Here is a 21,717-nt window from a genome sequence, read left to right on the forward strand (position 1 = left end):
GAGGCGGTGAGAAACCGCCCGCCGCGAGGCGGGTTAGGCGCTCACCGCCTACTCTACCCTTCTATGCATCAGTCGAGCAGCGCGACAATCCGGAACTCAGGGGCCTGCCGGTTGCCGTCGGCTATCCTGCTGCCCGCGGCGTCGTCGCGGCCGCCAGCTACGAGGCCCGCAAGTTCGGCGTTCATTCGGCAATGCCTTCGGTGACCGCCAAGCGCAAATGCCCCGAGCTTATCTTCGTCAAACCGCGCTTTGACGTCTACAAGGCCGTCTCGTTGCAGATCCGCGCGATCTTCGCGGAATATACGCCGTTGATCGAGCCGCTCTCGCTCGACGAGGCCTATCTCGACGTCACCGAAAACCTGAAGGGCATGGAGATCGCCACCGAGATCGCCGCGGAGATCAGGGCGAAGATCAAGCAGGTCACCGGCCTCAATGCGTCGGCCGGGATTTCCTACAACAAGTTCCTCGCCAAGATGGCATCCGACCTGAACAAGCCCAATGGTCAGGCTGTCATTACGCCGAAGAACGGGCCGGCCTTCGTCGAGGCCCTCCCCGTCAAGAAATTCCATGGCGTAGGCCCCGCAACGGCCGAAAAGATGCATAGGCTCGGCATCGAGACGGGCGCAGACCTCAAGGACAAGACGCTCGAATTCCTGGTCGAACACTTCGGGAAGTCAGGCCCGTATTTCTATGGAATTGCCCGCGGCATCGACAATCGCCAGGTCAAACCGGACCGGGTGCGCAAATCCGTCGGGGCCGAAGACACGTTCTCCGAGGACATCCACTCCTACGGCCCGGCGCGCGAAGGTCTTCAGCCGCTGATCGAAAAGGTGTGGGCTTACTGCGAGGCCAATGAAATCGGCGCCAAGACCGTGACGCTCAAGGTCAAATATGCCGACTTCACCCAGATCACCCGCAGCAAGACGGTTACGGCACCTCTGCAAACGATCGGCGACCTTGAGGAGGTGGTCGGCCTGCTTCTCGAGCCGATCTTTCCGCCGCCCAAGGGAATCCGCCTGCTCGGCGTCACGCTGTCATCATTGGAACGGCAGACCTCTGGAGCGAGGCCGCAGTTGCGGCTGGCGTTTTAGACCGCCAGCGTCGGCTGGACGGGATCGATCGAATGGCGCTTGACCCGAAATGTCCCTGCTGGCAGCGGGCGAAGGATTTCATCTTCAGGCACAACTCCGTCGAGCCAGGCCATGCGTTGATCGCGTGTCAACACCGCCATCTGCCGATCGTGAAACGGCGCGAGATCGGCATTCGCCTCGATTGTCAGAATGGCGTAAGCCTCCGGCCAGTCCCCGATCGCCGGCCGCCAGACCCCCCCGAAATAGAACCAGTCGCCGTTCGCGAGCGAGAAGCTAAAGCTCCTATGGCGAAACTCCGAGGCCGGCACCAGACAGCGGTGGCTCGGAAACGTCCTTCCTTCCGATCGAACGACGTTCACGGCACGCGCATCGCCGTCGCGCGGGCGCAGGCCCCACGGCAGTTCCACCATCTCCACATCGCCGTCATGGCGCCTTATGATCACGCGGCGCTCATCAAGCGGGGCGTCGGACTGGAAAACGGTCGCACTTGTCATAGTTAGAACATAGCAGGAACAATATCCCCACACAACCAGACCTGAGTTGGAGGACGCATGTGCAATGATTATCGGCTGATGGTGGATGTCGCCTCGATCGTCGAGGACTTCGCCGAGCTCAAGATCAAGATCCGCTTCGGCGAAGGCGCGCCGAACCTTGAAGCGCGCGAGGACATCAAGATCACCGATATCGGTCCAATCGTCAGAACGATCGACGGCGCCCGCGATGAGGCTGAGCTCGTGCAGCGGCGCTGGAGCTGGCCCGGGCAGAACAAGCGGCCGGTCTATAATTTCCGGTCTGAGGGACGCGAGTTCAATTCCAACCGTTGCCTGATCATCGCCGATGGCTTTTACGAGTTTACCGATCCGAAGGATCCAACAAAGAAACGCAAGGACAAGTGGCTGTTCACGAAGAAGGACGAGCCGATCTTCTGCATTGCCGGCATCTGGCGAGAGACGCCGGAGGTGGGCCAAGCCTTCACCATGCTGACGATGGAGCCCGGACCGGATATGGCGCCGTATCACGACCGGCAGATCGTCATCCTGGACCGTAATGACTGGTCCCGCTGGCTTGATCCGACGGTTTCTGCGAAGTCGCTGATCAAGCCGCTGCCGGCGGGGACATTGGCGGTCGAGCAGGTCGGCTAATTGCCTGCTCGAAAGCGGCATGCTCAAGTTTTATCCATTACCCTGAGTAGGGCAATCTCTCCGCTCAAGCCTGATTTCGAGCTGTTGTCCCCTACGTCAACGCGGATTTCGAGTGATAGCAGAGGGCGTTTCCAGAATACTGCACGACACCCCGGTGTACGATTGCAGTTTTCTGGGGAGCCAAATCAAGCGCCTGCAGTTTCTGTATTGACCAAAACATCCTCAGGCAGTTATTTGGCGTACAGTTTCGGTTGCTCCAGAAAGTGGGTGACGGCCACAGAGGCAATCATTATGCACCTACTTCTCACCGCTTGCACTCAGAGAAAGCGCTCCGTCCCCAGTCCAGAATTGAGCGCTCGCAACCTGCCGATCGGCAGCGCGCAAGCTGTTAATGCAGAGTGGGCTTCGCGGATTTCTGCGGTTCAACCGGCAGGCAGCGCGGGCGACGTCTACTGTGGACGATCGATCGTTGAGGCAAGCAGTGCCACTCGGGCGGCCGCGGGTAACCTCTGCGTCGTTTCTGCCGGACTAGGGCTCGTCTGCATCGAGGAGACCATTCCCTCATATAATCTCACCGTCACCAAAGGTGGTCCGGACTACATCGTCGAAAAATTCAGCGCTGGCGAAACCAGTGCCGACTGGTGGCGTCTAATGAGTAACCGCAGATCTTTGTCTGAACTGAGTGATCGTTTCGACGGCCTTATCCTTGTTGCTCTTCCCTCGCCATATCTGCGCATGATCGCGCACGAACTGACGGAACTCCGGGAAAGCTCGCTTGAACGCGTTCGCATCCTCAGTGGGTCCGACAATGGCGTTCTTCCGGCCCGGTTGTCTGCTCAGGTTATCCCTTACGACGGTCGGCTCGACGGACCCCAGAGCCCGATACGCGGAACCAAATCAGATTTCGCTTCTCGGGCGCTTCGCCATTTCGTTGAGGCGATTCTACCGGATGCCCCGCGAGCCGAGGCTGCTTCCCATGCAAAGAAACTTGAGTCGGTCATGGCAACTTGGGACCGTCATGAGGTGCGGCCGGGAACTCGCATGTCCGACACTGAGATCAAGACTATCGCGCGGGACAACTGGGCCCGCGTGGGAGGGAGCTCAACCAAGCTCCTGAGGCTCCTGCGGGACGAATTGAACATCGCGTGCGAGCAAAAGCGCTTTGCGCGACTTGCCGCTGAGGTGCGTGACGAGAGGGCCTCGCAATGACGGCCCAGGAAAATCTCGTCGTTCGAGCCGTGAAGACACAGCAAGGGGACGGCATCGACGTCTATGCGTTTTTCCTCCATGGCTCCGACTTGACGCGAATTGCCGACATTAGTCGCATTCATCGCAACGAGAAGGACCTGAAAGGGTTTCAGCGAAAGGAAATTCGCAGCCACGTTAAAGCGATCGTCGATTTTCTCGATAGCGGCCCGGTTCTGTTTCCAAACGCGATCACGCTTGCGCTGTCTCCGGAAATCACCTTCGATGTGTCGCGAGGCCCAAAACCAAAGGGTCTGGCTGAAGTCGGCGTTTCAGGTACGCTGACCATTCCCCTTCGTATAGAGGGCGAGCGCGCCGCTTGGATTGTGGACGGTCAGCAGCGGTCACTGGCGCTGGCAAGGGCGAAGAACAGCCAGATCCCCGTACCAGTCATCGGCTTTGTATCTCGCGACCTCCAGGTTCATCGTGAACAGTTCATACTGGTGAACAAGGTCAAGGCCTTGGATGTCCGGCTCATCAACGAACTTCTTCCAGAAGTCGGTTCAATTCTTCCGAAGGATCTGGCTGCGAACCGCCTTCCCAGTGAACTATGCAATCTGCTGAACCGGCAGGCGAAGTCTCCGTTCTACCGTCTTATCAGGCGCGCCTCGGATACCGGCGATGAAGAAAGCATCGTTAGTGATACCGCACTGATTGCGGCAATAAAGCAGAATCTTCGCCCCCCCTACGGCGCGCTTAGCCAGTACAAGCAATCGGCGGAATCCTCCGATCCCGACGCGATGTATGAAGCGCTGGTGCTTTATTGGTCGGCTGTGCGTGACACGTTTCCCGACGCCTGGGGCAAGACACCATCAGAAAGCCGGTTGATGCACTCGGCCGGCATCAAGGCTATGGGAGCGCTGATGGATCAGGTCATGCTCCGAGCGGACAGTTCTGCGACGCCAGAGGCGGAAGTTCGGGAGGCGCTCCGACGACTGGCGCCCTATTGCTGCTGGACCGAAGGAACATGGGAGGGGCTCGGCTGGGCCTGGAATGAGATCCAAGGCACCCCGCAGCATATCTCCAAGCTCTCTGATCACCTGATACAACTGGACCGAAAATTGTCGAGGCCGGCGCGATGAAGTTCATTTTTGCTGACAGTCTCGACCACGTCGATCCGGGTTACGATTTCATCAGAGATCGTTACTCGGAGGGAAGAACGCCCTACTGGGACGACGCCTACCCTCATGAGATCATGGGTTACGCACCCTATAAGGGAATGCTCGTCTCCAGGGGGATCGTAGGCGGCGCTGCCATCGGCGGGAAATATACAGAAGCACAAGCCATGCGTTTCCGACGGGTGGGGGCCAGGGAGTTTCTTCGCCTCGACAAACCGCAGTTCGCACATCTGCCAATCTTCGGGGATTGCGGGGCTTTCACCTATCATAAGGAAGACAGGCCACCCTATACGCCGGATGACACTGCTGAATTCTATGATGACGCGCGCTTCACCCATGGCTGCTCGGTCGACCACATCATCTTTGACTTCGACGAGAGCTTGAGGGGCCTTGAAGGCGGCACGGAAGAGGCGCGCCGGCGGTTTGAGATCACCCTCGAAAACGCCGACGCATTCCGGGTTGCCACGCGACACATGTCCAGCCGATTTACCCCGCTTGGGGTCATACAGGGGTGGTCACCAGGCAGCATGGCTGAAGGGGCACGCCGCCTCGTCGCCATGGGCTACGATTACCTTGCTCTCGGAGGTACCGTTCCCCTTAAAGCCTCTCAAATCAAATCCTGCCTCGTTGCCATCCGCGATGTGATTCCACAGGCGACCCGACTTCACATTCTTGGCTTTGCGAAGGCCGATGAAATCGACACATTCGGATCATTCAACATCACGAGCTTTGATACGACCTCACCTCTGATCCGCGCATTCAAGGATGCAAAGTCCAACTATTACCTGCCGACCAAGACAGGCAAACTCGAGTACTTTACCGCGATCAGGGTGCCGCAAGCGCTTGAGAACCCAAAACTCATGCGCCTTGCTAAGCGAGGAGCGCTCAATCAAGAGCAACTTGTCTCCATGGAGAAAAGTGCGCTTGCTGCCCTGCGGCAATATGATCGGGACGAGGTTGGGCTCGAAGAGACGCTCGACACGGTGCTCGCTTACGCAACGCCCGCTGTGACCGGATCGACCATCGACGAACTGCCCGGCGCCAAAGCGGTGAAGGATTTGCGCGAGCGCTACAAACGGACCTTGGCCGAACGGCCCTGGAGGAACTGCTCCTGCGCCATCTGCAGCGCCCTTTCCATCGAAGTCGTAATCTTCCGCGCGAGCAACAGAAACAAGCGGCGCGGCATTCACAATTTGGGCGTCTACGACGCCTTGGTCGACCAACTTCCAAACAATAGTGGCCGTAATGACGATACTGAATTTTCCAGCGATCAGAGCCAGGCAGAGCGAAGCGCACACAGTTCTTTCCTTTGCAGCGCTAGCGTCTGATCTTCAAAAGTTCGCCCTGATCGAACGGGTCGCGCGTGATGCCGAAGGTGTATTGAGCGGCTTTCAGCGACCGCAGATCGCCGGCCATATTCGCGAAATTCGCGATTACCTCGAAAAACCTGAGGCGATCCTTCCCAATCCGATCGTGGTGGCGTTCACCGAGAATGTCCGGATTGTTGAAGAGCAACCGGACGGACGCTGCGAAGTCGAAATTGATACCTCCGGAGGGGCGCCCGGTCTCGTCGTCGATGGCCAGCAGAGACTGACAGCTCTCGGTCAGGTGGAGGAGAAGGACTTTCAGGTCTTCGTGTCCGCAATCATTTGCCGGGACGAAGAGGAATTGCGTCGACAGTTCGTCCTGATCAACAATACGCGGCCGCTTCCGAAATCGTTGATCTACGAACTCCTTCCGACGGTCACCGGGCTCCCGCGCCGCCTCGGCGACCGTTCCGTGGCTGCCGACATCGCTGCACGCCTCAACTATGATGAGACATCATCTCTGAAGGGGATGATCTACCAACATACCAATCCAAGCGGCATCATACGCGACACGGCCATCCAACGCGTTATCATCAATTCGATGAGCGACGGTGTGATGCGTGAAATGATGCGCGAACCGGACGGCGCCGATCTGAGCTTCCGTTTGGTGAGCGAGTTTTACCGGGCCGTGAAGTTCGTGTTCCGCAACGAATGGGAAGATCACACGCCTAAGACATCTCGGCTGGTTCACGGCGCCGGCATTATGGCAATGGGCTACGTGATGGAAATCTTGGCGCTCTTGGACGGTGCACGTACGTGGGATGATTTCTCGAAAGGGCTCGCCTGCCTCGTTGACAATACAGCATGGACCTCGGGCGAGTGGAACTTCGGGGAAGGCGACAAACGCCATTGGAAGTCCGTTCAGAACGTCAATCGCGACATTGTTTCCCTTGCCCAGTACCTTATCGGCATTGTTCGCGTGGACGTTAAACGGCGACGCAGTCAGGAAGCCACCGTATCCGAGGAAGCGGCTCCAAAGGTCGCCAACATGAAATGAGCTACGCAGTCAAAGAACTGTTCAAGACGCTTCAAGGCGAAGGTGCCCAGGCCGGGCGCGTCGCCGTTTTTTGCAGGTTTGCAGGCTGTAACCTCTGGTCGGGCCGGGAAGAGGATCGGCATGACGCGATCTGCAAGTTCTGCGACACCGACTTCGTCGGCATGGACGGGACTGGCGGCGGCAGATTCCACGACGCTGGTATTTTGGCAAAAGCGATCGCAAAAACCTGGGGAGATGGAGCGACCAATCGCTATGTCGTGTTTACGGGTGGCGAGCCGCTCCTGCAGCTGGATACCGCTCTTGTTGATGCGGTCCACCTGGAAGGTTTTGAGATCGCAATCGAGACAAATGGAACGGTCGAGCCGCCGTCAGGCATCGACTGGGTCTGCGTCAGCCCGAAGGGTGGAGCTCCTCTGAAGCTTCGATCCGGAAGTGAGCTTAAACTCGTTTACCCTCAACCTGCCCTGCTCCCGGACGACCTCACCGACGTTCAGTTCGACCATTATTTCCTTCAGCCTATGGACGGGCCTGACCGGATTAAGAACACCGAAGCTGTCACCGCGTTCTGTCTTCAAAATCCACGCTGGCGGCTCAGCCTGCAGACTCACAAAATGATTGGGATCCCATGAAAATCACTCAGGCTTTTACCTTCGAGGCCGCCCATCGGCTGCCCCACGTCCCTGCGACGCACAAGTGCCATCGAATGCACGGGCACTCATACCGGATAGAGCTTCAGTTGGAGGGTCCCGTCGACCCGCACACCGGCTTCGTCATCGACTTCTTTGACGTGGAAAAGGTGTTTGGGCCGGTGTTGGAACAACTCGATCATCATACCCTTAACGACATTGCTGGCCTCGAGAACCCGACGGCCGAGAACATCGCGGTGTGGATTTGGCAAAGGGTAAAGCCCCTCTTGGGTGAGGTGAGCCTGATCAAGGTGTTCGAGACGCCCCTCTCCTGGGCTGAGTATGACGGGAAGTGACTCGGAGGGCTGAGATGACCGGGACTGCACTGGTTCTATTTTCTGGCGGGCAAGACTCGACCACTTGCTTGGCTTGGGCGCTCGAACGTTATGCGCATGTCGAAACTGTTGGCTTCGACTATGGACAGAGGCACAAGATCGAACTCGAATGCAGGGACACGCTTCGTAAGAAACTGCGGCAACTGAAACCGGCTTGGGCGGAACGCCTCTGCCAGGACCATACGATATCGCTTGCGGCGCTGGGCGAGATCTCCAACACCGCCCTGACCAGTTCCATGGCAATCGAGATGGAGAACACCGGGCTACCAAACACCTTTGTTCCCGGGCGCAATCTGATTTTCCTGACATTCGCGGCAGCGCTTGCCTATCGAAGGGGCTTAAAACACATCGTCGGTGGGATGTGCGAAACCGACTTTTCTGGCTATCCGGATTGCCGTGATGACACGATCAAGGCGCTACAGGTTGCGCTCAATCTCGGCATGGAAAAGCGGTTCGTTCTTGAGACGCCATTGATGTGGATTGACAAGGCGCAGACCTGGCAACTCGCTAAGGATCTTGGAGGTCAAGAGTTTGTGGAGGTTATCGTCGAGGATAGCCACACCTGCTATCTGGGAAATCGTGGAGACCTGCACGAATGGGGCTATGGGTGTGAAAACTGCCCGGCCTGCGACCTGAGGAAAAAGGGATATCAAAAATTCGTCGCGGAAGCAGCGTGAGCCAAGGAGAGTGGGATGAATCTACGGAGCAGGCAACTGATTGAAGGCGGAATATTCCTGATTGGCTTTGCAGCCTGCATTCCGCTCGCAAACTATATGATTGGGCACGTTGGCACAGTCTGCGTGCCGAATGGTCCGTGCCTCATACCGGTGGCCCCAGGATTGACCGCTCCCAGCGGCGTCCTCCTGGTTGGGCTCGCACTCGTGCTGCGTGACCTCGTGCAACGCCGGCTCGGGCTCATGTGGGCAATCGGTGCCATCATCGTCGGCGCATTTCTTTCTACGACATTCACGCCACCGTCGCTCGCTTTGGCATCTGCCGCTGCCTTTCTCAGTTCAGAACTAACTGATCTTGTCGTGTTCACACCTTTGCAGAAGAAGGGCCTTGTAAAGGCCGCCTTCTTCAGCAGCATCGCAGGTCTTGTCGTCGATAGCGTTGCGTTCCTCTGGCTGGCCTTTGGATCGCTTGACTTCCTCGCGGGCCAGGTGGTCGGAAAAGCCATCATGGTGGTCGCAGCCCTCCCAATTCTGTTCTGGATTCGCAATCGTGACCGACGTCTCGGGCTGATGCCAGCATGAAAAAAGAAGCCGATGAAAAACTGGGGGTCTTTCGGGCTATCTTCGAATCGCTCCGGGATCGCGACATTTCGTTTTTCCCGAGGGTGAAGGAGCACGATGGGAGCCTCGTCGCGCTCGATACTGACACCGTCATCGCCAAAATTGCGAAGGAGCTCGGCGGCATCGTGCCAAGCCAACAAGCAGATGATCTTGAAGAGCTGCTGAAGTTGGCGCGTCAATCGCTTGACGAGGTGACGTCCCAAACCGAGTATCAGGATGGCAAGGCCACCCGGCTCTTGACTATCCTCACATTTATGTCGGCATTTTCCGGCTTGCTGTTTAACCGACTGGCTGATTCCTATCCAGTTTCCAGTCTGGGATGGACCGATCCAGGCGCGATCTTCAGAAGCGCCGGCATCGTCATTTGCTACGCCTTGTTTTGCGTCTTTGCGCTCTCAGCAGTGGCTGGGGCACTTGTGACCTTCCACGCCATTAGGGCCCGGTTTCGGTATTCGAAAGAGCCTGCCGAAGACAAGGGACCGAAATCCCTCGTGTTTTATATGCCTATGTCCCGCACTCAGCCGGACCGATGGGGAAAGGCGTTCATAAATAAATCCGATCCCGACAAATTCGACGGCGATCTGAAGGTTGAATATCTCAAGAACTATATTATCGAGTCGTATCTCGTTGCCGTGAAAGTCGCTGACAAGATGCGCTTCCTCGAACCGGCACAGCGGCTTCAGTCTTGGGCGATCAAAGCTCTTCTGGCGTGGCTTATTTTCTTCGTATTGGTCTTTGCTTTTGCCACGCCGGCGAAAAAAGAGTCTAATCCTGTGATTCGCGCGGTCGTTAGCCCCAATTCGAGCTCATGCATTATTGGTGAAGGCGATGCCTCTGCAGACCAATTTGCGAAAGACTATCGTGTCTCTCGATAAAAACGAGGTTCCTGCGCCCTTGGTGCTTGTCGATGCAGACAACACGCTTTGGGACACGGATGGGGTATTCGCCGACGCGCAGCTTAAGTTGCTCAACGCTGTCGAGGAAGCGACAGGTTTGCTGGGGCCGGAGGCGGACCGACTTTCGTTCGTACGCGCCTTCGACCAGGAGATCGCTAAGCAACATCATCAGGGATTACGCTATCCACCGCGCTTGCTGATCGATGCTCTTGTGTTTGGGCTCCACGGTGCTCCAGTTTCTCAAGCGGTTCGCCAAGCGTGGCGGCAGGGCGAACAGTCAGGCCTTGATCGTGCGTTGGTTGCTCGTGTTGAAAAAGAGTTCTTCGAAGCGATCGGAAAACAGCCTGCCTTGCTGGACGGTGTGGAAACGGGTTTGCGCATGCTCTCCTTCGCGGGCGTGGCAGTGATCATATTGACCGAGGGAAGCCGGAAGCGCGTTGCGCGCAGCCTTGAGTTTCATCAACTGGCTGGTTTCGTCGATCGGGTTTTCGAAGCCCCTAAGAACCGAAGAATGTTTGGACGGATAAAGGCGCTGGCGGCTGCTGACCAGATGACCTTTGTTGTTGGTGATCAACTTACGCGCGACATCCAGCCAGCAAACGATGCGGGTCTCGAAACGATATTTGTCCCCGGTAGATTTCAGCCTTTGTGGGAGCGCGAGACTGGGATTCGCCCCTCTTTTCAAGCGCCCTCTTTTGACGCGGCCGCAGCCTACATACTGCATTTCATTGCGCCGCAACGAGCCGGGACCGCAGTAGCAGCGAAGCGGCCGTAGCTCTACCGCGTCCAGAACAGGACGTAGCTTTCGCCCTCCGGGACGAGCCTGCATTGAATGGGCTGGGAAAATGCCGGATCGTCGAGGGTCACGACGAGATAGCGCTGACCCTCTCGATTTTTCTTTCGCCAGGCGGCGCCGACCTCCGCTTCGCCGCGGAACACTCGATAATCGGGCGCCAAGCTGTTCGGTTTCGCTTGCACCGGCTGAATCCGGACCTTCGCGGCTGCAGTGGTGATGCTTTCGATCGTTCCTTCAAATCCGCCTTCGGCCTTCTTGAATTTTCCCAAGGTTGCCATTGCCTTTGCTCCTTTCACCCCCGCGACATGCGGGGCGACGCTTTCCAGAAAGGAACCGGCGGGGGCCGATGTCACCGCAACGCGGGGAACGGCGATTTTGGGGGCGGGAGCAAAGCGGGAAAATCGCCGTTGACCATCGGACGCCGGCGGGTCCATCAACAAGAAGGGCGGCCAATGGCCGCCCTTCCAATTCGGATGTTTAACTCATAAATGCGTCATGCGGCTTCAGGGGCTGCCGCCATGAGGGAGTTCACCGCCGGACCCGGGCCGCTGATCGAGCCTTCACGAAGGATGTATCCTGCCGTTGCCTTAATTCCAGGGCCTGTGTTGTTGACCCGATCACCGACCATGGCAATGCCATGCCAGTGATCACCCTTCCTCCAGTTAACCGCGCGCAAGCAATGGGCGAGATCCTCCGACCAGTCGTCGCGTTCATCCTTGATGAGAGCAGCGGCCGCCATAGCGATCGCCTGCCAACCGATGCCGAAGGCAAAAACGTAGCCGGGCGTTCCGGTCGACTCGTCTCCCTCGCGGAGTTCTCGAGCCTGGGCCTTACCATTGAGAATGAGATCCCACTCGACGATGTTCTCGATCACGACCTCCCAGACGTCCTGCAATTTTTGTGCGACCGTTTCGACCTTCTCATCGCTAGGATCGAGTTGGCGAAGAGCCGTAATTTCGGCGTTGTCCTTGTATTTCGGACCATAGAAGGCCTCGAGCAGGATATGGTGCGCCTGAACGAGTGTTCCCATCGTGATGACGTCCGGCGACTTTTTCGCAAGCGAGTTCGACAATTCATTGACTCGCTTATTGAACAGCGGAACGTCCTTCATGATCCGCTTGGTTACGATTACGATAGGATCGCGACTTTCAAACGCATAGCCGATCGACTGCGAGACGGGCTTGGCGTTGAGATTTAGATCACTGAAATGCTGCCGAAGCTTGTCTTTGTCAAAGTAGGGCAACAACACAACAGGGACTTCCTGCGGCGTCATGCGTGACCGGTCCTGCTTCAAAGCATCGATTATTGCCGCGGTCCTGTGCTGGCCATCGGCCGGAAACATGTCCACGCTCTCATCGATTTCCAGCATGCCGACCTTGCCCTCCGCTGCGGTTGGGAGGAATTTGTAGTCAGAACCCTCCTGCAGCGGTTTGCCACTTGCCGGAACGAGGATGAGTGCAAGCGATGAGAAGAAAGCGTCATCGCTCTTGAGCAGGTATGGGACAATTTCGTTGGTGACGCGGGTCTTGTTGAGCTTGCGTTGCGCCTCTTGTTCGCCCTTGCCGCCAAAAACGTCGTCCCAGTCGGAGTTTTCCGGCAGTTTCACATACTTGGCAATGGCGGAGAACGAGAGGCTTCCCAACCAGTATTCGGTTGAAAGCGTCTTTCCCTTGACGACAGGAATCTGAATCGCCATGATGTAGGAGTTCCTTTCCAGTAAAGGTACGATATCGGGGGCCGAGAACAGTGTGCGCTGTTTCTCGGCCTTTTCTGTTTGCGCATCTCACTCCGGCAACCGTTGCGCATTATTCGGCGCCGGCGAGGCTATTATTTTCATGACCGCTCCTCTCTGGTGATCCTGGCGAATACCGCTAAGTCGACCTGGTCGATTTGTAAGCGCGGAAGGTATATCTGTCAACAGCCTCTGTGTAAATATACCGCGCTCCATTCCAAATGTACCTGCAAACTTGGCAAATATACTCGCACAAGTTGGCGGATCGCGGCGGTTGCGAAGGTGATTTTGCGAATGAAAGCAAGAACTTGCGCGCAAGGCCTCATGACGGCAAGGTCACAGCTCGGGGATGAATCGCAAGCGCGGGTTGAGCATGGCGAAGGGTTTTAGCGCGAGCACAATCAAATCATGGTTCCAGTATCGCTGCGAGCGCAAGGTGCGCTACGAGTTATCTACCGACATCGAGCTTGCCGCGATCCCCGTCGTCAAGGATGTGCGCGAACGCCCCTGGGCAGTGTTGGGAAACCAATTTGAGGAACGCGTTGTTCGCCGACTTGGTCGACAGGACAAAGTTCTGCGCCCGACAATCGGTGACAATGCGCTGAGCGAAGCGCTCTCCGGCGCATTTTTGCGTGGGAACCGTCAGGAAACCTATGCGGCCCAAATCAATCTGCGTCCCAGCGGTCCAGTGTCTTTCCTCCGCGACACCGGGCTTTATCTCAATCGGAACCTGGCCGATCTCGTGCGACGGGTGCGCTCTCGCGCGCGACCGGATATGTTTGAGCTGACGATCATCGACGTGAAGGCGACGCGTCGAGCGACCGCTTTTCACAAGACACAGGTCGCCTTCTATGCACGAGTTCTCGAAGCACTGATTCGCGAAATGGGTATCGGTGATACCGAGATCAGCCGAACTGGCGAGATTTGGCGGATCAGGGACGACAGTTCATCCGACTCGGACGAATGGCAGGTAGAAGAATTCGCCCTCGATCCCTACCTCAGGCTGGTCGATGATTTTTGCGCCAACCAGCTGCCCGAGATAGCCGGCAAACAGGTCGGCGCAGGTGTCGATCGAACCTTCTTTCACATCTATTTCAAATGCGAGCAATGCAGCTTCCTCGAGCATTGCCGATCCAGCATCGATGAGGATTTGCCTGCAGCAAAGCGAGACGTTTCCGCAGTCCCAGGTCTCACCCACGAAGCCAAACGTTCTCTGCATCGACTCGGTGTCAAGTCGGTCCAGGCGCTTGCGGGTGCGGAAGGGTTGGCCCAAGCGCCTGGAGTGAGCTGGTCTCTGTCTCGGCGCGCCGGGCTGCTGATCGATAGAGCAACGGCACTTGCAACGGGCTCTATCCGGCGGACAGAGGAATTGCACACCTACCTGATGCCGCCGCGCATCGATACGGCGCTCCTCCTGTCGATCGACCACGACCCCGTGGACGATCGACTTTGCGCCATCGGCTACCGGCGTGTCGACAACGGCAAGACAACGAGGGAGCTCATTCGCATCCCGCAAACCGGGCAAGCCCGCGACGAGGTTGCCGCAATTCTTGACGTCTTGGCTGCGCTGATCGACGATCTGACCTCAATCGATGCCCACAATTCGTCGATCGACGACGGCGGCGATGGCGATCCAATCTATTCCCACATACTCTTCTACGAACCCTCAGAGGTTCTGAACCTTCAGGCTGCTATAGGCAGGCACCTCGAACATGAGCTCATTCGAACCGGCCTGCTTCATCTTGTGCGCTTGTTCCCTCCGGATGACATTGTACCGGAGCCTGAATTTCGCGGGGTCCACCACCTTCCGGCCACGGCGGTGCGGACGGTCATCGAGCAGCTTTGGGCGTTACCGGTCGCGGTCGCTTACGACTTGCGCCAAGTCTCGCAAGCCATTTTCGGCAAAAGCGATCAAAGCGCCTATCGCCCGGCCACTGGTTTCGAGCGGCCGTTTTCATCATTGCTCTCCATCGACGTCATTCGCGATTTCCGCGAGAATGCTGAGACCAAAATACAGCGCACCGACATCGAGCACGATGTATCCCAAAGGCTGTCGTCACTTCAGACCCTCGTTCGGTGGGCACTGGAGCAAAACAGCCGAGCGGCTCTTCATGCCGCTCCATTGCTGCGCCTGGCCAAGCGACCGTTCCGTTTCCAGGCCACCTTCGATCCGCTAAACGCAGTGGACCTCGACGTCCTTCTGGCTTGCGAATTGCTGGAAAATCGCGCCGGCATGCTCGAGGCGCTTATCAATCTTGCCCGGCCCGCCCGTCGCAGACGGGATGCCGGCAAATGCTTCGCGAACTTGTATCTCCGGCGCTTTGACAGAAATGGCGGCAAGGTTTTCTTGCAGTTTGACGTTCCGATCGAAAGTCAGGCAGCCGAACTGAGTGTTGGCGATTTCGACCTGATTTTGACCGACGACGATGCGGACAATCGTTTGAACCCAGCGCTCTGGCAAGCATTCAGTTGTCGGATAAGACCGCCTGCAGGCTCCGTCTCGCTGAATGGGAGCACACTTCACCTCGAGATGAACCGCCAGGTCTTCGATGGACCTCTCTTTCAAGGACTGTTGCAGACCAACCGGCGAGACAACTGGTTCGTCGACAAGGCCTTCTTCGACGTCAACACGGACCGGGCGGCGCAGTTTCTCACTTATCTTTCTGCCGGAGACGTAAGGTGACCATCCGCAACCAGATCCTTTCCTTCCTGAGGAATCCGGCATCCACAGCGCAGGACGCCGAAGACCCTGAAGTCTGGCTGTCCGGTCTGGACGATTTTGCCGCGCCACTTCTTTCCCGACCCGGGCAATATCCACTTCGACCGGCGCAAATTGCCGCTTGGCGGGGCCTTGCCCCTGCAAGGACCGGCCTCATTCTCGGTCCGCCTGGTACCGGCAAGACGCACCTCTTGAACTGGCTGATCCTTGGCTACATCAACGCCCGACGCGCGGCCGGACTTAGAGCACGCGTGCTGGTGACGGCGTTCACACGCAACGCCATCGGCAATGTCGTGGATGCAGTTGCAAAAAGCGCAAGCGAGCACTGTCGAGGTGCGTTTGACATCCGGTATTTTGGAAACGGCCCGGCCAATGGCCTGCACAGGGACGTTCTGCACAGGCAGGCCATCACCAATCAGACGGTGGGCGGCGCGCTCAACGATCTCAATGCGAATGCATTTGTTCTGGGTGCCTCGGTATGGACAGTGTATCGTCTGCTCCGGGCGAGCCCGCAGGGCGACGGCTACACAGCGGATCTGTTCGACCTTGTGTGCATCGACGAAGCATCGCAGATGGTTCTTGCGCACGGTCTGATCGCAAACGGCGGTCTGCGACCGGGAGGCCGGCTTGTTGTTGCCGGCGACGACCGGCAATTGCCGCCAATCCGTTCCGGGCGTGAGATCAAGATGGGTGAGCGCCAGTTGGGTGGCTCGCTCTATGGCTTTCTGAAGTCGGCCCAGGTGCCGGAATTTGCCCTTGATGAGACATTCCGGCTCAACCAGCCTCTTGCATCTTTTCCGGAGCGCAAGTTCTACCCCGGCGCCTATCGATCAGCCGTGCCGGAGTCTCGAATAGAGTATAGGCCCGATTGGCAACGAGGCTTGGAGGACTGGGAGGTTGCCGCCCTTCATCCCGATCATCCCATCGTGATCTTGCTGCATGACGGGCCGACCGCCGCCAACACCAACAGTTTTGAAGCTCATATTGTCTCGCGACTGGCCGAGAAGATATCCGAACGTCTCGGTGCAAGGCAGCCGAACGGGGCCCTGGAGCCTGGCTTCTGGTCCGATCGCCTGGCAATCGTTAGTCCGCACCGCGCGCAGAACGCGGCGATCAGAAACACCTTGGCGCCGGGACTGCGACCAGACGCATTCGTCGAGACTGTCGACCGAATCCAGGGCAAGGAAAGGGACGCTATTCTGCTCTCCTACTGCGTGGCGGACCCGGAATTCGCGGTCGCGGAAGCGGAATTCATCTTCGCCCCTGAGCGTTTGAACGTCGCTGTAACCCGCGCGCGCAAGAAACTTATCGTGGTGATCAGCCGCCGCCTGCTCGATGCGGTGCCAACCGAGCAAGAGCAAATGGACAAAGCAGAACTTCTGCGCGAGTTCGTCTTTGCCGGCTCGGTCCGCGGCACCGCTGTTATCTCAGACGCACAGGAGGCCGCCGTCCCCATCGAGGTCCGTTCCGTCGGGTTCGATGACACGCCTCCCATTCAACCTTTCGAAGCCGCTCCAACCACCGAAAACACGTCTGACACTGACCTTGGCACCGAACTGCAAACGCTTCTTGACGCCGTGCGGCAGGTGTCTTTAGCCAGTCCTCATGGAAGCGCGACACTTGCGCGGATCGAACGCGCACTTGCCGCGAGCAGGGATATATTTCCTGGTCTTGCACGCCTGCATGCCTTGGGCTGGATCAATCTCGATCACCGATCCGGTCCGCATGGCTACTTCTGGATCGCAAAGCCGTTTGATCGGCGTCGCAAGATCTTCGATCTGGACATCGAGACGCTACGGCGAACACTTAAGGATGTCATCGCGCGCCGACGGGCCGGACGAGCGCATGCATTCTACGAAGACGTGCGGCGGCCCTATGCGTGGATGGATGGGAGCCGGACAGACTTTCTCAAACCCTTGATCGATGTTCTGCAAGAAGAGGGACTCGTATCCTGGCGCATCACCTCAAACACCAGGATGCTGGAATGGGTCGAAACCGGGGCCGAGGACAATCGGACGGTCCTCCAAGACCCGCCGCGTCTGCTCGACGCGGATTTCGCCCTGTTGAACACTTTGGAGGAGATCGAGGCAAAGCGTATCAACTTCGGGGTCTTTGAAGGTTGGGTTTCTATAGCGGGTTTGGCAGAGGCATCTGGTCGTCCGAGACAGGCGGTAGCGACAGCCTTGCCGAAACTCATCGCCAACGGCTGGGTGATGAGCGCAGAGGATGGCCGCGTTCGCTCACGCATGGCTGAACTGGCGCGCGAACTGCGCTATGTCAAGCAGCGCTTCGATAAGGACGATGCCGATGACCGCCCCTATCTTGTTCGTAGCCTCAAGGTCGAACTTCGCGATCGAGACAAGCCTGAGCGGAACAAATCGCTAATTGCGGCGATCGACAGCGTGGCGACCGGATTGGACGCTTCGCATGCCGGTGCGCTCCGTGCGCTTCAGGAAATGTTGGTCGAAATGTGGGGACCGGATCCGCAGATCGCAGGGTTTCAACAGCGAAGCTTGAAGCAACTGTCTGACCTTTGGGCCAAGAGCGAAGGGGCTGCCGTCGCCATTGCCGCCGATACGGGCTCTGGGAAGACAGAAGCCGCAGTTCTGCCTCTTATTGCCGCTGCGGCGGCAGACTACGCGGCCGCCAAGAGAGGCACGAGAGCTATTCTCGCCTATCCTCGGGTGCGGCTTGCCACGAACCAGGCCCAGCGAATTGCAAGCTATCTTGCAGCTTTCAATCAGTTAGACATCATGCCTACGCTCACGCTCGGGGTCCAGATCGCGCAGGTTCCGCGAAGTTTCTCCAATCTTCGGGAATATGACCGGACTGCCGGTTGGGCTGAACTCGGGGCGGGCGACTTTGCCTTCCCGCTGTTCAACTGTCCCCGGTGCGCTTGCGACCTGACGCTTCGGGTCGATGATGGCAAGTCCGGCGCGGATCGCATCGCCTGCACGCGGTGCGATTGGCGGTTCGATGGCTGGATTGGGTCAAAGGAAAAGCTGCAACGAACGCCTCCGACATTTTTTCTGCCGACGACAGACTCCCTTCATCAGTGGATGCATGATCGAACCTACGGCAGGATTTTCGGCGACGATTCAGGCTGGTCTGCCCCCAGGGCCCTGGTCGCGGACGAAATTCATCTATACTCGCACGTTCACGGCGCGCAGGTCGGCTACACCTTCCAGCGCCTGGCTGGCCGCGTCGCTTTTAACAGTCCATCGGAGCCCCTTCTCTTGATCGGGATGAGCGCAACGCTGGGCGACCCCGGCGCAGCCTGGGCGAAATTGATCGGACAAGCCTCACCCGCTGATTTGATCACTCCGGCCGATGGCGAACGGAAGGTAAATCCAAAAGGACGCGAATACTTCTATTTCGTTCAGCCCGAGGTCGAGTCTCGCGGCAAGGACATTGCTGGAGCGTCCACATCCATTCAATCGATCATGTGCCTTGCGCACGGCATGCGGCGCCGGACAGGCAAGGAGGGTGGTTTTCGAAGTCTCGTGTTCCTCGATTCCATCGATAAGGTCCGTCGTTTACATGCCGCTTACGAGGATGCTGAGAACCAGGCGCTGGCAAAGCTTCGCATTGCCGAGTTTCCGGATGATCCTGTCACCGGCGCGGAGCGTACATCATGTTGCGGCGAACCGCACGGATGCGACGCCTTCCGAAAAGGTGAATGCTGGTTCTTCGCGGCCAACGATCAAGCGCAGGAGGCCGCCGCCGGCCGCAAAGTCCCGGGCACTCCGCTTGCCGTTGCCAATCAGCCTGTTTTTTCTGGCGCCACCGGCCGGGTCGAAAATCTGATCCGTTCGTCGGACGTCGTCTTTTCGACTTCGTCGCTCGAGGTCGGATACGATGATCCAGACATCACGATGGTCTATCAGCATTACGCGCCGGCGAACCTTGCAAGCTTCATCCAACGCAAGGGCCGAGGTGGCCGGGGCGCCGACGACCGACCGACGACGGCTGTCACTCTCTCAATCTACTCCAATCGCGACACATGGTGGTTCCAGAAGCCGCGCGACATGATCGAACCGTCGGGATTTGAGACGCCAATGAATCCGGGCAATTATTTCGTTCGCCGCGGTCAAGTTCTCTCTGCGATGCTCGACGCCATGACGAGACGGCAAAGAAAGACGGGAGTGCCCTTCGACCTTTGGGCTCCTCCGGCAAAAGCGATTGACGACGCATCTCAATTTGTCGAAGCGATCTTTGGAAAGGCGGCTTGGAAGGAATTTGGTCATGACAGCCTCGCCTCTCTCTGGCGTGATGCGGTTGATAAATCGACAGAGCAATCGCCGAGCGACAAGGCGAGTTCGGTGCGTGAGAAATGCGACTGGATCCCCAATCTCCTGTTCGACACGATCAATCTGCCGCGGCTAGCCCTCGATGTCGGGATGGAGGAACCGCGGATCGAAGACGTGATCATCGGGTTGAACACCCTTGCTCCAGGAAACGCGACGCGGCGTTACGATGGCGCCTCCGTGATGTGGATTCCTCCGGTCAACGGACAGGCGCCCTGGTTCGCCGAAGATGACTATGGCAAAGGATTCCGATCGAGGCCATTTGGAGACAACCCGCAGGCGTGGCTCGATCGTCTGCCGGACGACGCTGGCGACCTATTGGCTGGGCTTTCTGCCGATTACTTCCGACCGACAATCGTCAAGGCGTCGCGCTTGGGTCAAATGTTCGGAGCCGCTTGGCAGTCGGATTGGCACATGGACGGCACAACAGCCCGGCAGTCTCCTCCAAGTACCGAACGGGCCAGGCGCATCCGGCATGATTCAAGGAGCACGCTGCGCGGATTTCCAATCGTGAAAAAGCAGGACGAGTTTGCTGAATCGCTGGAACTCGGGTCGCTTGCTCCGTGGCTCGACAGAATACAGTACTTTCGCGGGGACGGCCTAGGCGGCCAGCGGACCGGGCTCGCACTTGCCAAGGTCTTTTGGGGAGCAGATGCGGAGGCAAAGCTGGAGGATCTCAGATTGGATCCGGTCCCGCTCACGCAAATCTTCACGTCCCCCGGCGAGAAACGCCCCATGCTGCACGGCTATCATGTTCAGACGGAGGGGCTAAGTTTCAAGCTGAACGCAAGCGTGGTTGAGCATGTCGTCGATGCAGAAATTTCAGATCTTGAGCGAGACGCCAAAATGAAGCGCTGGCGTTCCGGCCAGATGCTTAGGTTTCTGATCGAGAACAAGGCGACCTTCGCTGGGGTCAACGCTTACGAAGCGATGCGGGGAGCAGAGATCGTCGTCAGCGCCGCCGCAGATCCCGAACTGCGTCGCAAACTGAATCGTCTTCGCACATTCTGGGGAGCAAAACCTCTGGAGGAACTGTTCGAGGAGACGCGCTCGGCCTTTCTTTCGCAGCACCCGCTTCTCACAGTCACGCGCGTAAAAGCGGTAGCAGCCTCTCTTTCAGACCAGCGGTTCCAGAAGATCTTCCAGGATGCGATCGCAGCTGTCAGCGACGAAGCCGCGTTTCGTCGCTACCTTACGAGTACGCTCGTCCACAGCCTAACGAGCCGCATTAAGGCATCGTTTGCGAATTTTGGCGGTGGGGACGAGCGCAGAGTCGTGGGCCACACACTGCTGCCGGTCCAGTTCAAGTCTCAGCCGGAACTCGAAATAACAGTCTGCGAAGCTGGCGCATTCGGGGACGGTACGGCTCGGTCGTTCGTGTCGAATTTCGCAAAGTTCCGTAACGCATGGATCAACGAGCTCGGTGAGTGTCCGAATGCAGACGAAGATGCAGCATGCGAGAGGTTCTTTGAAAACGGTGCCTTCCACGATGAGTGGGCAGAGCTGGATCCATTTGACGCCCGTTCGTTGCGACAAATTTCGTCTCACATTGGGCTCGGTGACAGGCCACTTCCGGCAACCATCATAAGGATCCTTTTCGGAACCGAGACTATCGGAGCCGAAAGGTTCTCCCTTTATGATTTGGCGCTCGCGGTCCGAGAGGTGAAAGCCGCTTTCACCGATCGAGTCGAGAGGCGCCCGACGGTGTGGGAGCTCGCAAGCGCCGCGGTCGCTCGGGCCAGGCAAGAGCCTGAGGGCGCTTTGGGCAAGCTTCTGGCCGCGTATGATGCGCTGGAGGAGGCGATGCTCGAGGAAGCATTGAGCCCGGAGGGCCGGCTCGCCGACCAGGTCCTGCGCATGAATTCCACACTCTGTTTCGACGGATGTCGAGCATGCGTTCACCAATCAAGCGATATGATGAGCGACAATATGGTCGAATCCTCGACGAGCAGGACGCTGCTGCGCCGCTTCTTGTGTGCGGAGGTGTAGAA

General features: G+C 57.9%; 17 protein-coding genes. 14 read left to right on the plus strand and 3 right to left on the minus strand.

Annotated features, from left to right (window positions below; translation table 11 throughout):
• Positions 1-1,091: DNA polymerase IV (gene dinB, locus CO676_RS17765; protein ID WP_144340147.1), on the plus strand; the 1,091-nt coding region annotated here is incomplete at its 5' end.
• On the opposite strand, the gene CO676_RS17770 is transcribed toward dinB, so the two are convergent.
• On the minus strand, positions 1,088-1,585 hold the full coding sequence (locus CO676_RS17770; RefSeq protein WP_179875529.1) for an SOS response-associated peptidase: 498 nt from the start codon (positions 1,583-1,585) through the stop codon (positions 1,088-1,090). The two genes, dinB and CO676_RS17770, sit on opposite strands and share 4 nt — an antisense overlap.
• 57 nt (positions 1,586-1,642) lie before the next feature.
• Between CO676_RS17770 and CO676_RS17775 the strand changes: the two genes are divergently transcribed.
• The 11 genes from CO676_RS17775 (at position 1,643) to CO676_RS17825 (ending at position 10,947) form a co-directional block, all read left to right on the plus strand.
• On the plus strand, positions 1,643-2,233 hold the full coding sequence (locus CO676_RS17775; RefSeq protein WP_097522072.1) for an SOS response-associated peptidase: 591 nt from the start codon (positions 1,643-1,645) through the stop codon (positions 2,231-2,233).
• 348 nt (positions 2,234-2,581) lie between these two features.
• Positions 2,582-3,442, plus strand: coding sequence for a hypothetical protein (locus CO676_RS17780; RefSeq protein ID WP_144340148.1), 861 nt, complete (start codon positions 2,582-2,584; stop codon positions 3,440-3,442).
• Positions 3,439-4,560: a DGQHR domain-containing protein DpdB gene (gene dbpB, locus CO676_RS17785; RefSeq protein ID WP_097522074.1), complete on the plus strand. Its 1,122-nt coding sequence runs from the start codon at positions 3,439-3,441 to the stop codon at positions 4,558-4,560. Before CO676_RS17780 ends, dbpB (CO676_RS17785) begins: the two co-directional genes overlap by 4 nt.
• Complete coding sequence (gene dpdA / locus CO676_RS17790) at positions 4,557-5,924, plus strand: tRNA-guanine transglycosylase DpdA (RefSeq protein ID WP_097522075.1); 1,368 nt, start codon at positions 4,557-4,559, stop codon at positions 5,922-5,924. Before dbpB (CO676_RS17785) ends, dpdA begins: the two co-directional genes overlap by 4 nt.
• Positions 5,842-6,960 (plus strand): DGQHR domain-containing protein DpdB, encoded by a 1,119-nt coding sequence (dbpB, locus tag CO676_RS17795; protein WP_097522076.1) that lies wholly within the window; start codon positions 5,842-5,844, stop codon positions 6,958-6,960. Before dpdA ends, dbpB (CO676_RS17795) begins: the two co-directional genes overlap by 83 nt.
• Positions 6,957-7,589: a 7-carboxy-7-deazaguanine synthase gene (queE, locus tag CO676_RS17800; RefSeq protein ID WP_097522077.1), complete on the plus strand. Its 633-nt coding sequence runs from the start codon at positions 6,957-6,959 to the stop codon at positions 7,587-7,589. The genes dbpB (CO676_RS17795) and queE overlap by 4 nt, the downstream gene beginning before the upstream one ends.
• Positions 7,586-7,942, plus strand: a complete 357-nt coding sequence (gene queD, locus CO676_RS17805; protein ID WP_097522078.1) for a 6-carboxytetrahydropterin synthase QueD — start codon at positions 7,586-7,588, stop codon at positions 7,940-7,942. The genes queE and queD overlap by 4 nt, the downstream gene beginning before the upstream one ends.
• A gap of 14 nt (positions 7,943-7,956) precedes the next feature.
• Positions 7,957-8,658, plus strand: a complete 702-nt coding sequence (gene queC, locus CO676_RS17810; RefSeq protein WP_097522079.1) for a 7-cyano-7-deazaguanine synthase QueC — start codon at positions 7,957-7,959, stop codon at positions 8,656-8,658.
• A gap of 15 nt (positions 8,659-8,673) precedes the next feature.
• Positions 8,674-9,237: a VUT family protein gene (locus tag CO676_RS17815; protein WP_097522080.1), complete on the plus strand. Its 564-nt coding sequence runs from the start codon at positions 8,674-8,676 to the stop codon at positions 9,235-9,237.
• The gene (locus CO676_RS17820; RefSeq protein WP_097522081.1) at positions 9,234-10,151 is read left to right on the plus strand and encodes a hypothetical protein; all 918 of its coding nucleotides are present in this window, start codon (positions 9,234-9,236) and stop codon (positions 10,149-10,151) included. The genes CO676_RS17815 and CO676_RS17820 overlap by 4 nt, the downstream gene beginning before the upstream one ends.
• A complete protein-coding gene (locus CO676_RS17825) occupies positions 10,105-10,947 on the plus strand; it encodes an HAD family hydrolase (protein ID WP_097522082.1) in 843 nt (280 codons plus the stop codon). The genes CO676_RS17820 and CO676_RS17825 overlap by 47 nt, the downstream gene beginning before the upstream one ends.
• Before the next feature lie 2 nt (positions 10,948-10,949).
• Here CO676_RS17825 and CO676_RS35285 read toward each other — a convergent pair whose 3' ends face one another.
• Both CO676_RS35285 and CO676_RS17835 read right to left on the minus strand, forming a co-directional pair.
• Positions 10,950-11,246, minus strand: a complete 297-nt coding sequence (locus CO676_RS35285; RefSeq protein ID WP_179875531.1) for a DUF736 domain-containing protein — start codon at positions 11,244-11,246, stop codon at positions 10,950-10,952.
• A 215-nt stretch (positions 11,247-11,461) separates the two neighbouring features.
• Positions 11,462-12,664 (minus strand): DNA sulfur modification protein DndB, encoded by a 1,203-nt coding sequence (locus tag CO676_RS17835; protein ID WP_097522084.1) that lies wholly within the window; start codon positions 12,662-12,664, stop codon positions 11,462-11,464.
• A 385-nt stretch (positions 12,665-13,049) separates the two neighbouring features.
• Here CO676_RS17835 and CO676_RS35710 point away from each other — a divergent pair, with 385 nt between their 5' ends.
• Positions 13,050-15,383 carry a hypothetical protein gene (locus tag CO676_RS35710; protein WP_144340150.1) on the plus strand — a complete coding sequence of 778 codons (2,334 nt, stop codon included), beginning with the start codon at positions 13,050-13,052 and terminating at the stop codon, positions 15,381-15,383.
• Positions 15,380-21,715, plus strand: coding sequence for an AAA domain-containing protein (locus tag CO676_RS17840; protein ID WP_210202621.1), 6,336 nt, complete (start codon positions 15,380-15,382; stop codon positions 21,713-21,715). The genes CO676_RS35710 and CO676_RS17840 overlap by 4 nt, the downstream gene beginning before the upstream one ends.
• Positions 21,716-21,717 lie beyond the last annotated feature (2 nt).

It is taken from the genome of Sinorhizobium sp. BJ1 (assembly GCF_002531555.1).
In the GTDB taxonomy this organism is placed as follows: Bacteria; Pseudomonadota; Alphaproteobacteria; order Rhizobiales; family Rhizobiaceae; genus Sinorhizobium; species Sinorhizobium fredii_B.